Below are 14,090 nucleotides of genomic sequence, written 5' to 3' on the forward strand. Positions count from 1 at the left end.
GCCTCGGACCCGGGCTGGGCCTGTCGCTATGCTTCGCGAACGTAGAGGTTCATCGCGATCGAGATGCGCTCGCCTGTCCCGCGATAGGGCCGCACGCCGTGGCGCATCCAGGCGGGAAACAGGATCAGGTCGCCGCGCTTGGGCGCGATGCGGTGCTCGACCTCCTGCGGCATCCCATCCGCGCCGATCGCGCGGAAGCCCGGTAGCGTCATCTGGGGCACGGGGAAGCGCGGGTCCTCGAGATAGAGTTCGCCACCCTGCCCCGCCTCGCCGGCTGCGACATAATAGACCGCCGCCCACAGCACGCCGGGATGCGCATGGCTCATGTTGAGCGCCCCCGGCGGCGAGACATTGGCCCACATCCGCACCGACCACAAAGGCTCGCCCGCGCCGAACACCGACATGCGCTTCGCCATCTTCACCGCGGTATCGGCGAGCTTGGCCGCGGCGGGGCCGCCCCAATCGAGCATGTCGGTCTTCGAATGCCAGCCGCCGACGTTCGACCGCTCGATCCCCGGCTCGGCATCGCGGTGCGCGCGGATCGCCGCCTCCAGCGCCGCGGTCATCGCCTCGGCGCCGGTCAGGCTCCCAAGCAGGATGCAGGTCTCGAACAGCCCATGCTGCTCGGCGCGCACCCGGATCCTGTCAAAATCATCGGCCATGCCGCGCCGTATGACTTGGGCGTGACGGTGATGTTACGAAAGCCAGCCGCGCTTGATCGAGGAATTGGCGAACCACAGCATCACCGCGCCGAGCACCGCGATCGTAATCGGCAGCCCGGTCGCCATCACCAGACCCTGATGCGCGATCAGATCGGTCGTCCCGATCACATAGCCATATTGCAGGATCACCGCGATCAGCGAGGCCAGCGCGAGCGGCTTGGCGAGCTTGTTCCGCATGAGCAGCAGCACGGCCGCCGCGATTCCGGCGAACACCGCCACCCCGAACACCCAATTATACCAGAAGGGCATCAGCTCACCCAGATGGCGCTGATAGGGATCGTCGGGCCCGACGACCGCGTACACATAGAAAGCGTAACCGCCCATCAGCTGCCACAGCAGGAACGCGCCCGAAACGATCCAGAACCAGACGGGCGGCTTGCCCCCGAAAACCGATGCCATGATGCAGTCCTCCCCTGCTTTGGTCAGTGGATACTAACCGAACTTAAAGGGTTAGCCAAGCCTTACCGTCAAAGCAGCGCGCGCGCCCATAGATCGGGCTTGAACCCGACCAGCACCCCGCCCGGATATTCGAGCACCGGCCGTTTGATCACCGAAGTATGTTCGAGCATCAGCGCGACCGCCTTGGCCTGATCGATCCCCTCGCGATCGGCATCGGGAAGCTTGCGAAAGGTGGTGCCGGCGCGATTGAGCAGCACCTCCCAGCCCACCGCCTCGATCCATTTGAGCAGCCGCGCGCGGTCGGCGCCCTCGGCCTTATAGTCGTGGAAGTCGTAGGCGATATGGTTGGCGGCCATCCAGTCGCGCGCCTTCTTGATCGTGTCGCAATTCTTGATCCCGTACATGGCCAGCGTCACACTATTTCCCCCGATTGTCGCCGGCCAAGGGGCGCTTCAGCGCTTTGGGCGGTTGTCGTTTTCGATCTGCATCGCGATCCGGCGCCATTCGGCCCGGGTGTGGCATTCCTGCCTGCCATTGCTCTTGCGCACGAGGCACTCATAGCGTTCGCGGCCCTCCAGATGGGAGCGGTTTACCGCTTCCGTTCGCGCCGACACATAGCCGAGCGCGGGCCGCGAACTGTCTTGCGATTGCGCGAAGGCAGCCGAGCTGACGGTTGCGAGTGAAGCCAAGAATATCAAAGCGCGCATCGCCCTTTCCTTCCAAAGCCTTTGTCCGCACAATAATGGGGGCATGCCCCAAAGTGAATATGACGATCCCGCGGGTCGGCCAGGCCAGGAAGTGATGTAATCGCTGCCGCGCCGCGGTCACACGACCTCCACACCTTTCCAGAATGCGAAGCGCCCGGCGATCTGCTTCGCGGCGGGCTTGGGGTCGGGATAATACCAGGCGGCGTTGGGATTGCGCGCGCCATCGACCACCACGGTCTTGTAGCTCGCGATGCCCTTCCATGGGCAAAGCGTGTGGCTGTCGCTCTCCTCGAAAAACTCTGCGGCAATCGAGTCGGCGGGGAAATAATGATTCCCCTCGACGATCACCGTGTCGTCGCTTTGCGCCAGGATGACGCCGTTCCAGGTCGCGGTTGGCATGAACGCATCCTAATCGAGAAACCGCCCCAGCGTCACCACCTTCTGCCGTTCCAGCCCCAGCGCCTCGTAAAAGGCGACCGCCTCATTCTCCTCGCGCACCATCAGCTGGATCTTGGGGGCGCCGCGCTCGCGCAGCCATGCCTCCGCCCCGGCCATCAGCGCCCGTCCGAGCCCCTTGCGGCGGTGCCCGGGCGCGACCGCGAGATAATAGACCCAGCCGCGATGCCCGTCGAAGCCCGTCATCACGCTCCCGGCCAGCGCCTCGCCCCCAAGGACAGGAACGCGCGCAACCAGCACCGTCGAGGCCCCGCTCGCCAGCGCCAGGGCGAAATCGCGCTGCGGATCGTTCCACGGCCGCGTCAGCCCGCACGCCTCCCACAGCGCGATCACCGCGTCGGCATCGCCCGCGGCCGCCCGGGTTAGCGGAACTGGCAGGTCGATCCCGCCCAGAGATGGGTGATCGTCGCATCGGGCTTAAGCGAGGTGAGCAGCCCGCCCAGATCGCCCGCGCCGAATTCGTCGCCGAGCGACGTGTTCTCCGCCGTCACACCGCCGAACGCGGCGCGCAGTTCCTTGAGCGTCGATCCCACGCCGATCCCGTTCATCGTCGTGTAGCCGCCCTTCTCGCGCCCATCGACGTCCCAGCCGACGAACTTGCCGTCCTGGAATTCGAGATCGAGCCCGCCCTTGAAATCGACGAAATCCATCGGCCCCTGCCCGCATTCCTCGTTACGGCCGGTGCCGGTCGGCTTGCCCAGCCCGGCGCTGACCATCGGCACCACCACGTCGCGGGCCATGCCGAAATTGGCATGGCGCGTGCTGCCGCTGTCGAGCACGATCGTCAGCCCGTCGGACGCGAGCGCCACCGCGGGCGCCGCGGCTTCGGCGGTGTTCGTCACGGCAGCGTTCCCGGCGGGCTCGGCAGCGGGCTCGGGGACGGTGACATTGGTGGAATTATCGACCTCGACCGTGGTGATGTTGACCGCCGGCGGCGGCGCCTCCCCGCATGCCGCGAGCAAGGTCAAAGCGGCGATGCCCGCGCACAGCGAGAATTTGGTCATGGTCCGATCCCCCAGTCACACCCCTTCCCCAGGGCGGCTTCATCCTAACGCCCTTGGGCAAGTCCTTGCAATCGGGACCGCGTGATTCAATGCTGGCGACAGGGTCGGGGCAGGCCGCATGCCCGCCATCATGCCGCAAGGAGACAACATGTCCGCTGATCTGCCCCACAACATGCTGGTCGTCGCGACCGACGGCAGCGTGCTCGCATATAATGAGAATGCCGGGAATTGGGGCAGCCTCGGCTATGTCGGCGGCTGGTCGCTCAAGACGCTGACCTTCGACCCCCAGGGCTATCTGTATCTGGTCGGCACCGACGGCAATGTGAAGTCGATGCGCTCGATGACCGTCGATCAGAGCGCGTGGCACCAGATCAGCTGGACGATCGACTGGCTCGCCTTCAAGCCGGGCGACATGGAACTCTGGTGCGTCGGCACCGAGGGGAATGTCGGCACCCTGCTCCACGACGCCTGGACCGACTATGGCAATTGGGGCGGCTGGACACTCAGGATGATCGCCTTCGATTCAAAGGGCGGCCTGTGGGGCGTCGGCACCGAGGGCAATCTGGGGTATTGGAACGCCGCTACGGGGGCATGGGAGGACCAGACCGCGGCCTATGGCGGCTGGACGCTCAACATGGTCGCCTTCGACGCCAACGACACTTTGTGGTGCGTCGGCACCGGCGGCAATATCGGCAAGGCGGGTGAAAAGGGCTGGGAAGATAGCGGAACGGTGGACGGCAAGGCGGCGAAGTCGATCGCCTTCCAGCTGAACCCGTTTCCATCCTAGGCCCGCCCGAGGGTGCCCTTGCATCGGCTGGCGCGGTAGAGACGATCCATTGCCCAATACGGAGATCAGGAATGACACTGATGCTTGCCGCCGCGCTGATGATGCCGGGCATGATCGCGCCAGCCCATGCCGCGCCGGTCCGGTATGAAATGGCCGATCCGTTCCTTTTCGACGCGGACCCGGGCACACCCTCCGTCATCGACGGCAAGTCGCTGGCGCTCACCTTCACGATGCGCTTCGTGCAGGGCGACGACAGCTATTTTATCGAAGTCAGCACGATGCGGCGCAGCGGCGATCATGCCGATGCCTGGCTGTTGCACGCCTATGTCGAGCCCCAGACGGAACCGGGTGGCATCCACTATGATGCGGTCTGGTACAGCATCCGCTTCGATTGCGTCGCCCGCACCTTCCAGCAGCGCGCGGCGGCGTTGGTCGATGCCGATGGCACCCGGCACCATGCCGCAAATCGGGGGGACGCGCCGGAACCGCTTCGGCTTGGGCATCCCGACTATTATTCCGACCCGGTCTATTACGCCGCGAGTATCGCGTGCGGCGAATGGGATTGGAGAAAAGGCGGCAATCCGTATCCAAGCGCGGCCGCCGCGATCGCGGAAGCGCGCAAACCGCTCCCCGACGGTTTCCTGCCGGCAAGCCTGAGGCCAACGCCGCCGCCGCCACAGCAGTAGGGAAAGCCGCAGGACCGGGGTTCGGGAAGCGGCGCCTTGCTGCTCCGAATGATCAAGCCGCGATCATGCCTCGCATGATCGCGAGTCTCGATCACTCCCACTCGATCGTCCCCGGCGGCTTCGACGTATAATCGTACGTCACCCGGTTCACCCCGCGCACTTCGTTGATGATCCGCGTCGCGCACCGCGCCAGGAACCCGCCGGGGAATTCGAAGGCCACCGCGGTCATCCCGTCGGTCGAGGTCACTGCGCGGAGCGCCAGCACCGAATCATAGGTCCGTCCGTCGCCCATCACCCCGACGCTGCGCACCGGCAGCAGCACGGCGAAGGCCTGCCAGATCGCGTCGTAGAGCCCGGCGTTGCGGATCTCCTCGAGATAGATGGCGTCGGCCTTGCGCAGGATATCGCAGCGCTCCTTGGTCACCTCGCCCGGGATGCGGATCGCCAGCCCCGGCCCGGGGAAAGGATGCCGCCCCACAAACACATCGGGCAGCCCCAGCTCGCGGCCGAGCGCGCGAACCTCGTCCTTGAAGAGCTCCCGCAGCGGCTCGACCAGCTTCATGTTCATCCGCTCGGGCAGCCCGCCGACATTGTGGTGGCTCTTGATCGTCACCGAGGGCCCGCCGGTGAAGCTGACGCTCTCGATCACGTCCGGATAGAGCGTGCCTTGCGCGAGGAAATCCGCCCCGCCGATCTTGCGCGCCTCGTCCTCGAACACGTCGATGAAGGTCTTGCCGATGAACTTGCGCTTGGCCTCGGGATCGGTGACCCCCTCGAGCCCGCCGAGGAACAAGGTCTCGGCCTGCACATGGACCAGCGGGATATTATAGTGCCCGCGGAACAGGCTGACGACCTGGTCGGCCTCGCCCGAGCGCATCAGCCCGTGATCGACGAACACGCAGGTGAGCTGGTGCCCGATCGCCTCATGGATCAGCACCGCCGCGACCGCGCTGTCGACCCCGCCCGAAAGCCCGCAGATCACCTTGCCGTCGCCGACCTGGTCGCGGATCTCCTTGATCTTGGCGGCGCGGAACTCGGCCATCGTCCAGTTGCCGGTGAGCCCGCAGACATGCCGCACGAAATTGGCGAGCAGCTTCGCCCCGTCCGGCGTGTGGACCACCTCCATATGGAATTGGGTGGCGTAATAGCGCCGCGCATCGTCGGCGACGACCGCATAGGGCGAGCCGGGGCTCACCGCGACCGAGCGGAAGCCCGGGGCGAGTTCGGTCACCTTGTCGCCATGACTCATCCAGACCTGGTGGCTCTCGCTTTCGTGCCACACGCCGTCGAACAGCACGCAGCCATCTTCGATCTCGATGAACGCCAGCCCGAACTCGCCCGATTCGCCCAGCTGCACCGTGCCGCCGAGCTGGTGCATCATCACCTGCTGGCCGTAGCAGATGCCGAGGATCGGCAGGCCGGAGTCGAAGATTTCCTGCGGCACCCGCGGGCTGCCTTCCTCGAGCACAGAGGCGGGCGAGCCCGAGAGGATGATCCCCTTGGGTTTCATCCGGGCAAACGCTTCGGCGGCCGCGGTGAAGGGAGCGATCTCGCTATAGACCCCCGCCTCGCGCACCCGCCGCGCGATCAGCTGAGTGACCTGGCTTCCGAAATCGACGATAAGGATGGAATCGGCATGATGGTTCATGCCTGGGCCGCATAGCAGATCATCGCGGCGTGGGAAGGGCGGAGGACGTTGCCCGCGCGCTAATCGAGCACCGCATGGCTGAGCAGGAGGACCTGGCTCATCTCGACCCGTTCGACCATCCCGTCCAAACGCGCGACGACGCGCATTTGGACGTCATCGGCACCAAGTACCGCGAAGCAGCGTCTGTCCCACGCCGCATCGCACGCGTCGACGAACCAGAACGGCGAAGCGGCAAAAGTTGCGACGACCTCGCGGCAATCGCGCTTCTCGGCAAACTCCTCGCAGACCGGCACCACTTTTCCCGCCGCGACAGCCTCGCCGGCGAGGTGAACCGCCCAATAGGCATCGGTCGCCTGCTCGTCCTCCTTGGCGACAAAGCCTCCCGTCTCCGGCCAGCCCACGCCGTGGCACTCGTGATCCCAAGGCGAGCGCCCATCGCTGCTCATATCGCGATACCAGCCCGTGGGCGGCCGAACGAAATAGAAGCTTGCGCTGGTTTCCAGCCCATAGGCGCGGACCGGGGTAGTCGCATCGAAGGGCCCGCTGCCTACTCCAATCGGTGCGAACCGCATGACGACGCTGTCGCTGCGACAGAGCCCCGGAACCGTCGCGGCATAAGGCTTGCCGGTGAGCATCACCCTGGTCAGCGGATTGCGCGGCTCAGGCGCGTCCTTACGCCGCCGCAGATCAACGGGCTCGAACAGGCCTACGAACTGGTCCTGCAATTGCGCCTGTGTCTTGCGTGGATTCTGGTGGCGGAATTGCTCCTTGTTGACCGTGTCGCGCTGCGCCGCCGCGGGCAGCGGGAGGAGGAGCAGGACCAGGACCAATGGCGCGACGCGTTTCATGACGGCTCCTCCCCTTCCCCGCCGCTCAGCGCGGCCTCACCTCCATCCCCGTCCAGCGCGCCGCGAAGGCCCACAGGTCCGATGCCTCCTCGATGATCTTGTCGGTCGGCTTGCCCGAGCCATGGCCCGCGCGAGTCTCGATGCGGACGAGGTGCGGCTTGGGGCCGATATCGGCATATTGGAGCGCCGCGACGTACTTGAAGGTGTGCCCCGGCACGACGCGGTCGTCGGTGTCGGCGGTGGTCGCCAGGATCGCCGGATAGGTCCGGCCGCCGCGGATATTGTGATAGGGCGAATAGGTCCAGAGCACCCGGAAATCGGCCTCCTTCGACGGATAGCCATAATCGTCGACCCAGTAGCGTCCCGCAGTCCAGCGGTCGAAGCGGAGCATGTCCATCACCCCCACCGCGGGCAAGGCGGCCGCGAACAGGTCGGGCCGCTGGTTGACCACCGCGCCGATCAGCAGCCCGCCATTGGAACCGCCCTGGATCGCGAGCTGGCCGGGGGTCGTCACGCCTTCCTTGATCAGGAACTCCGCGGCGCCGATGAAGTCGTCGAACACATTCTGCTTGTTGGCGAGCCGCCCGGCATCGTGCCACGCCTTGCCATATTCGCCGCCGCCGCGGATGTTGGCGAGGACGAACACCCCGCCCTGCTCGAGCCACGCCAGCCGCGAGGCCGAGAAGGCGGGCGTGTAGCTGAGGTTGAACCCGCCATAGCCCCACAGGAGCGTCGGCGCGGGGCCGGTGGTGGTCTTCTTCCGCACGATGAAGACCGGCACCCTGGTCCCGTCCTTCGAGGCGAAGAATTTCTGCTCGACGGCATAATCGGCGGGGTTGAACGCCACCTTGGGCTGCGCCCAGGCGGCCGCCTTGCCGCTCTTCACGTCGTAGCGATAGACGGTCGCGGGCGTGTTGAAGCTGGTGAAGGTGAAGAAGGTCTCGGCATTGCCGATCTCGCCGCCGAACCCGCTCGCGGTGCCGATCCCCGGCAGCGCGACCTTGCCGTCCGGCTTGCCGTCGAGCGTGTAGCGGCGGACCTCGGTCTTGGCGTCGACCAGATAGGAGAGCACCAGCCGCCCGCCGACCAGAGACGCGCTGCTCAGCGTCGCCTCGCTCTCGGGGACCACCTGATGCGGGGTCATGTCCGCCGACGCGATGTCGATCGTCACGATCCGGTCGCGCGGGGCGCCGGCATTGGTCGAGAAATAGAATTTCGACCCGACATTGCCGATCGTCGACCAGTCATTCTCGAGCTTGCCGATGATCGTCCTGGGCGCCCATTTCGGGTCGTGCAGGTCGATGATCGTGACGAGATTCTTGTTGTCGGTGCCCTCGGTCGTGCTGATCACCAGATAGCGGCCATCGTCGGTGATGCCGGCATAATGGCTGAGCTTGGGCGAGGCGGGGGTCTCATAGACCAGCCGGTCCGCGGACGCGGGCGTGCCGAGCTTGTGGAAATAGACCTTGTGGTTTTCGGAGAGCGCCTGGAACTTGGCCTCGGCGGGCGGCTCGGGATAGCGCGAATAGAAGAAGCCCGATCCGTCATGCGCCCAGCTCGCGCCCATCGTATACTTGGCCCAGCTCACCTCGTCGCCGGTCTCCTTGCCGGTGGCGACGTCGATCACCCTGAGCGTGCGCCAGTCGGTCCCGCCGTCCTGCACCGAATAGATGAGATGCTTGCCGTCCTCGCTGGGCAGCCATTCGGCGAGCGCGGTGGCGCCATCCTTGGACCAGCCATTGGGATCGATCAGCACGCGCCCCGGGCCGTTCAGGCTGTCGCGCACGAACAGCACCGCCTGGTTCTGAAGGCCCGAATTATGCTGGTAGAAATAACGCCCGCCCTTGCGGACCGGCACGCCGAACCGCTCATAATCGAACAGCTGCTTGATCCGCCTGTTGAACAGGTCGCGGCCCGGCAGCGTCGCCAGATAGGCGTTGGTGACCTTGTTCTCCGCATCGACCCAGGCGCGAACCTCGGGATCGTTGCGGACGTCATTCTCCAGCCAGCGATAGGGATCGGGCACCTTCACCCCGAACTGCTCCTCGACCACATCGACGCGGCGCGTTTGCGGATAGACGAGGTTCGGCATGCTGGCGTTGGTCTCCGGGGCGGTCTGGGCGGTGGCGGCGGGGATGACGAGAAGGGCGGACAGGAAGAGCATCGGTCGACGCATGGATGGACTCCGGAATGCGTGGGAATGGCGCACCCTAGAACATGATCCGTCCGCTTTGAAACTCCCTGATCGTCATCCCGGCGGAAGCCGGGACCCAGCGTTGCAGGCGATGCCGTTCGTGGCCCTTGGCCCCGGCTTTCGCCGGGGTGACGGGCCAGGGATCAGGCGATGCCGATGCCCGTCACCGGCACCACCCACAGCATCGCCACCAGCGGCGCGGCGGCGAAGGCCAATGCCGCGACCGCGCCGATCCAGGACGTGCCGCGGCGGTGGTAATTCTCGGTCCGCTTGTACAGCGCGGACGAACGGGTCTTCATTTTCTGTCTCCTGGGCCGGCGGAACCTGCCGGCGCCGTTACGTTCGCAAGCGACGTGCCAGACCGCGAAACCCGCGGAAAAGCGTCGATCCTGCTTCAGAAGACAGATAGGGATTGGTGGCGCACACCAAAGTCTAGCGAATCTTGCGGAGCCGAAACAAACGCTATTCAGGCATGTCGCAGCGCCTGCTCCGCCCACTGCACAATCGCCGAGGCCGGCATTGCGCCCGATTGCCGCGCCACCTCGCGGCCGTTCGCGAACAGGATCATCGTCGGGATGCCCTGAATGCCATAGCGGCCGGCGATCTCCGGCTGTGCCTCGGTGTCGAGCTTGGCGAGGCGTACCCGCGGCTCCAGCCGCGCCGCCGCCGCATCGAACTGCGGCGCCATCTGCAGGCACGGCCCGCACCAGCCCGCCCAGAAATCGACCAGCACCGGCAGCGAGGCCTTCATGACATGCCGCTCGAACCCCGTAGCATCGAGCGCCACCGGCTTGCTCGCGAACAGCAGCCGCCCGCACGTCCCGCATTTCGGCCCCTCCACCAGCCGTGCGCGCGGCACCCGGTTGAGCGCCCCGTCATGCGGGCAAGCGACGACCACGGCGTCGATGGATGGGGCCTGGGTCATGCGGGATCAATGCTCTGCGGGCCGACTTGGTTTCGCGAAAGCAAAAGGCGGCCGCACCGGGGTGCGGCCGCCTTGCTTGTCCCTATCGGCAACCGATCAGGCGGCTTCGTCGAACTCGTCGCCCATCACCGGGCCCGAATCCTGGCCCTTGGCCGAGACGTCGCGGTCGACGAACTCGATGATCGCCATCGGCGAGGCGTCCGAGGCGCGCGGCCCGGCCTTGATCACGCGGGTATAGCCGCCGTTGCGGTCGGCGTAGCGGGCGGCCAGCACGTCGAACAGCTTCACCAGCTGCGCATCGTCGAGCAGGCGGGCATGCGCGAGACGGCGGTTCGAAAGCCCGCCCTTCTTCGCCAGTGTCACCAGCTTCTCGACATAGGGGCGAAGCTCCTTCGCCTTGGCGAGCGTGGTGGTGATCTGCTCGTGCTTGATGAGCGCGGCGCTCAGATTGCGGAACAGCGCGGCGCGATGGGCCGAGGTGCGCTGAAGCTTACGGCCGCCTACCTTATGGCGCATGTCTTCTTCCTTCGTTCGTTAAGGGGCCGTATCAGGTACCCCAGACCAGGCGGCTCACGGTGCCGCCAAAACCGGAGCGCGGCCCAAAGCCGATTCCCCGCCGAAAGTCAAGCGATCGTGGGCAAAAGCAGGGGCGCGCACGATGGCGCGCCCCCGCCATGACGCGATATTACTGCGCCGGCGCCGCGGCAGTCGCCGGAGCCTGGGCGCCGAGCGCCGCGGTGATCTGGGCCTGGCGAAGCGCGCCCAGTTCGGGCGGGCCCATATCGTCCTCGTCGACCAACTTGAGGTTCTTGGCCTTGCGGAACTCAGCCTCGGTCGACGGCCGAATGTCCGGACGCCCGATCAGGATGCCCATCTTGATCTTGCAGGTCGCGAACTGGGTCTCGTCGGCCTCGACCTCGAGCGCGAGCACGTCCTTCGCCTCGCTCTTCACGGTGAATTCGTGACGGCCGGGATCGAGGACCATGATGAAATAGCGCCCGGCGCCCAGCGAGCTGACCTTCTGGCCATGTTCGTTGACCGAACAGCCGACCGCGAAGCCGCCGCCGCCGGAACGGAAGAACACGATCTGGCCCTTGCCCGGGGGCGGCGCGGGAATCGCGATCGGCACGACCGGATCCTTGTCGCCCGCGGGGGCGTGCGCGGCGACCGGCACCATCACCGGCGCGGCGGCCGTCATCAGTGTGACTGCGGCTGCGGTCATTGCGAACTTGAGAATTTTCATCTTACTTCCCTCCCTCTTGTGGGTTTGCTTTTGCAGTGGTTTCCGGCGGCGCCGCCGGGGCGGGCGCGGCCGGCGCCTCGGGCGCGGTAGCTGCGGGCATCGGCACCATCGAGAATGCTTCCGCGGTCTTGGCATCGGCGATGGTACCTGCGGGCACGTTCGCCTGCTTGCCCTTGATGAGGAAGCCAACCACCGGTGGCCCTACCGCGCTGATCGCGAAGGCGGTATTGATGTTCGAGCGGCCATTGGCCGAGAGGTTCATGCTGCGCAATCGCAGCCGCCGCCCATCGACTTCCAGATAGCGTGCGGCGAGCACCAGCTCGCCCGCAGCGCCGCTGCCGCCGCTCCTCTTGGCGTGGATCACCTCGCCCATGCCGGTGACCCCGGCGGGGACGATTTCGACGCCGTTCACGACGATCGGCGCCGCGAGGCGGATCGGGAAGGTGTCACCGCTCTTACTGATCTTGCTGCCCAGATCGACCATAATCTCCACCGTCACGACCGTGAGCGCGGGAATGGTGATACAGTCGGTACAGGGATCGGCGGCGGGCGCTGCCGGCGGCGCCTCGGCGGGCGGCGCCGTGGACTCAGCGACGGGCGCCGCCGCAACAGCAGCGCCGGGCACAGCTTGCGCGAAGGCGCACAGCGGAAAGTTGCCGCACAGAAGCGCGGCAAGCACAAACATGGCTCGCAAGTAAAAACCCCTCCCTACCCGCGATTGATATTATTGGGAGAAATGCGGGCTTGGCAAGCGTCATTTCGCTGTAACGTATTGGGATCGGAAACATTATCAAAATATGTGTTCAGCCCGCGTACAGGTTTGACGACCCCCCAACGCGAAAGGGCCGCCCCATCCGGGACGGCCCTTCACTTGTTCCTGGCCCGAAATCGTGGGGTTACCCCATGATTTCCTGCTCAAGCTTCTTCGCCATCTCTTCGATATTCTCGGGCGGCCAGCCCGGGATTTCCATGCCCAGGCGAAGGCCCATGCTCGAAAGCACTTCCTTGATCTCGTTGAGCGACTTGCGGCCGAAGTTCGGGGTGCGCAGCATCTCGGCTTCGGTCTTTTGGACCAGATCGCCGATATAGATGATGTTGTCGTTCTTGAGGCAGTTCGCCGAACGCACCGACAGTTCGAGCTCATCGACCTTCTTGAGCAGGTAACGGTTGATCTGCGCGGTGTCGCCGGTGTCGGCCGTCGGCGCGGCGGGCATACCGCCCTGTGCAACAGGCGCCTGACGCGTCATCGCCGAATCGTCGAAGTGGACGAACAAAGCGAGCTGGTCCTGCAGGATGCGCGCTGCGTAGGCGATGGCGTCCTCCGGGGTGATCGTCGCGTCGGTCTCGACGGTCAGCGTGAGCTTGTCGTAGTCCAGCTCCTGGCCGACGCGGGTATTCTCGACCTTGTACGAGACCTGGCGGACCGGGCTGTACAGCGCATCGATCGGGATCAGGCCGATCGGGGCGTCCGCCGGGCGGTTCGACGCGGCGGGGACGTATCCCTTGCCGGTGTCGGCGGTCAGCTCCATGTTGAGCGTCGCGCCCTCGTCGAGGTGGCACAGCACCAGCTCGGGGTTCATCACCTCGATGTCGCCCGAAACCGCGATGTCGCCGGCCTTCACTTCGGCGGGACCCGTCGCCGAGAGCTGGAGGCGCTTCGGCCCCTCGCCCTGCATGCGGATCGCGAGCTGCTTCACGTTGAGCACGATGTCGGTCACGTCCTCGCGGACGCCCGCGAGCGAGCTGAACTCGTGCAGCACATTCTCGATCTTGATCGAGGTGATCGCGGCGCCCTGGAGCGACGAGAGCAGCACGCGGCGCAGCGCGTTGCCGAGCGTCAGGCCGAAGCCCCGCTCGAGCGGTTCGGCGACGAAGGTCGCCTTCTTCTTCGAGTCACCACCGGCCTTTTTCTCGAGACCGCTGGGCTTTTTGAGTTCCTGCCAGTTCTTAGCGTTGACGGACACGGGCTTTCCCTCTGGTTGGGCGAGTGAGAAGGGGGCCTCACTTGCCGATAAAGTGCCGGCCCGGACCGGAACCGCTGCCGCGGCCCCGCGTCCGGGACAGAAGTTAGATCAGACGCGACGACGCTTCGACGGACGCACGCCATTGTGCGGGATCGGAGTCACGTCGCGGATCGACGTGATCTGGAAGCCGACCGCCTGAAGCGCACGAAGCGCGCTCTCGCGGCCCGAACCCGGACCCTTCACTTCGACTTCCAGCGTCCGGACGCCATGCTCGGCGGCCTTCTTGCCGGCGTCTTCCGCCGCGACCTGCGCCGCGTACGGGGTCGACTTGCGCGAGCCCTTGAAGCCCATCATGCCGGCCGACGACCACGAGATCGCGTTGCCCTGGGCATCGGTGATCGTGATCATGGTGTTGTTGAAAGACGCATTCACATGGGCGACGCCCGCGGTGATGTTCTTGCGTTCGCGCCGACGGAGGCGCTGCGGTGCCTGTGCCATTTCTCAGCG

General features: G+C 65.8%; 19 protein-coding genes. 2 read left to right on the plus strand and 17 right to left on the minus strand.

Annotated features, from left to right (window positions below; translation table 11 throughout):
* Positions 1-26 precede the first annotated feature (26 nt).
* From OF829_RS00830 to OF829_RS00860, 7 genes are all read right to left on the minus strand, one after another.
* The gene (locus OF829_RS00830) at positions 27-662 is read right to left on the minus strand and encodes a 2OG-Fe(II) oxygenase family protein (protein ID WP_264938052.1); all 636 of its coding nucleotides are present in this window, start codon (positions 660-662) and stop codon (positions 27-29) included.
* A gap of 33 nt (positions 663-695) precedes the next feature.
* A complete protein-coding gene (locus OF829_RS00835; protein WP_264938053.1) occupies positions 696-1,121 on the minus strand; it encodes a hypothetical protein in 426 nt (141 codons plus the stop codon).
* A 68-nt stretch (positions 1,122-1,189) separates the two neighbouring features.
* On the minus strand, positions 1,190-1,537 hold the full coding sequence (locus OF829_RS00840) for an ArsC family reductase (protein ID WP_264938054.1): 348 nt from the start codon (positions 1,535-1,537) through the stop codon (positions 1,190-1,192).
* A 36-nt stretch (positions 1,538-1,573) separates the two neighbouring features.
* On the minus strand, positions 1,574-1,828 hold the full coding sequence (locus tag OF829_RS00845) for a hypothetical protein (protein ID WP_264938055.1): 255 nt from the start codon (positions 1,826-1,828) through the stop codon (positions 1,574-1,576).
* Positions 1,829-1,945: 117 nt separating this feature from the next.
* Positions 1,946-2,227, minus strand: a complete 282-nt coding sequence (locus OF829_RS00850) for a DUF427 domain-containing protein (protein WP_264938056.1) — start codon at positions 2,225-2,227, stop codon at positions 1,946-1,948.
* Positions 2,228-2,236: 9 nt separating this feature from the next.
* Positions 2,237-2,677: a GNAT family acetyltransferase gene (locus tag OF829_RS00855; RefSeq protein WP_406701396.1), complete on the minus strand. Its 441-nt coding sequence runs from the start codon at positions 2,675-2,677 to the stop codon at positions 2,237-2,239.
* On the minus strand, positions 2,647-3,288 hold the full coding sequence (locus OF829_RS00860; RefSeq protein ID WP_264938057.1) for a hypothetical protein: 642 nt from the start codon (positions 3,286-3,288) through the stop codon (positions 2,647-2,649). The genes OF829_RS00855 and OF829_RS00860 overlap by 31 nt, the downstream gene beginning before the upstream one ends.
* A 148-nt stretch (positions 3,289-3,436) precedes the next feature.
* Between OF829_RS00860 and OF829_RS00865 the strand changes: the two genes are divergently transcribed.
* Positions 3,437-4,075, plus strand: coding sequence for a hypothetical protein (locus OF829_RS00865; protein ID WP_264938058.1), 639 nt, complete (start codon positions 3,437-3,439; stop codon positions 4,073-4,075).
* A gap of 71 nt (positions 4,076-4,146) precedes the next feature.
* Positions 4,147-4,761 (plus strand): surface-adhesin E family protein, encoded by a 615-nt coding sequence (locus OF829_RS00870; RefSeq protein ID WP_264938059.1) that lies wholly within the window; start codon positions 4,147-4,149, stop codon positions 4,759-4,761.
* A gap of 91 nt (positions 4,762-4,852) precedes the next feature.
* On the opposite strand, the gene guaA is transcribed toward OF829_RS00870, so the two are convergent.
* From guaA to rpsK, 10 genes are all read right to left on the minus strand, one after another.
* Positions 4,853-6,409 carry a glutamine-hydrolyzing GMP synthase gene (gene guaA, locus OF829_RS00875; RefSeq protein WP_264938060.1) on the minus strand — a complete coding sequence of 519 codons (1,557 nt, stop codon included), beginning with the start codon at positions 6,407-6,409 and terminating at the stop codon, positions 4,853-4,855.
* Positions 6,410-6,468: 59 nt separating this feature from the next.
* Positions 6,469-7,257 carry a hypothetical protein gene (locus tag OF829_RS00880; RefSeq protein WP_264938061.1) on the minus strand — a complete coding sequence of 263 codons (789 nt, stop codon included), beginning with the start codon at positions 7,255-7,257 and terminating at the stop codon, positions 6,469-6,471.
* 25 nt (positions 7,258-7,282) lie between these two features.
* Complete coding sequence (locus OF829_RS00885; RefSeq protein WP_264938062.1) at positions 7,283-9,433, minus strand: prolyl oligopeptidase family serine peptidase; 2,151 nt, start codon at positions 9,431-9,433, stop codon at positions 7,283-7,285.
* 161 nt (positions 9,434-9,594) lie between these two features.
* Entirely contained in the window at positions 9,595-9,750 is a 156-nt protein-coding gene (locus tag OF829_RS00890; protein ID WP_264938063.1) for a hypothetical protein, read from the minus strand.
* 167 nt (positions 9,751-9,917) lie between these two features.
* A complete protein-coding gene (trxC, locus tag OF829_RS00895; RefSeq protein ID WP_264938064.1) occupies positions 9,918-10,376 on the minus strand; it encodes a thioredoxin TrxC in 459 nt (152 codons plus the stop codon).
* Positions 10,377-10,472: 96 nt separating this feature from the next.
* Complete coding sequence (gene rplQ / locus OF829_RS00900) at positions 10,473-10,892, minus strand: 50S ribosomal protein L17 (RefSeq protein WP_264938065.1); 420 nt, start codon at positions 10,890-10,892, stop codon at positions 10,473-10,475.
* Between the two features lie 169 nt (positions 10,893-11,061).
* Positions 11,062-11,619 (minus strand): DUF2846 domain-containing protein, encoded by a 558-nt coding sequence (locus OF829_RS00905; protein ID WP_264938066.1) that lies wholly within the window; start codon positions 11,617-11,619, stop codon positions 11,062-11,064.
* A 1-nt stretch (position 11,620) separates the two neighbouring features.
* On the minus strand, positions 11,621-12,304 hold the full coding sequence (locus OF829_RS00910; protein WP_264938067.1) for a hypothetical protein: 684 nt from the start codon (positions 12,302-12,304) through the stop codon (positions 11,621-11,623).
* A gap of 211 nt (positions 12,305-12,515) precedes the next feature.
* Positions 12,516-13,583, minus strand: coding sequence for a DNA-directed RNA polymerase subunit alpha (locus OF829_RS00915; protein ID WP_264938068.1), 1,068 nt, complete (start codon positions 13,581-13,583; stop codon positions 12,516-12,518).
* Positions 13,584-13,691: 108 nt separating this feature from the next.
* Positions 13,692-14,081 (minus strand): 30S ribosomal protein S11, encoded by a 390-nt coding sequence (rpsK, locus tag OF829_RS00920; RefSeq protein ID WP_264938069.1) that lies wholly within the window; start codon positions 14,079-14,081, stop codon positions 13,692-13,694.
* Between the last annotated feature and the right edge of the window lie 9 nt (positions 14,082-14,090).

The organism is Sphingomonas caeni (genome assembly GCF_026013415.1).
Lineage (GTDB): Bacteria > Pseudomonadota > Alphaproteobacteria > Sphingomonadales > Sphingomonadaceae > Sphingomonas > Sphingomonas caeni.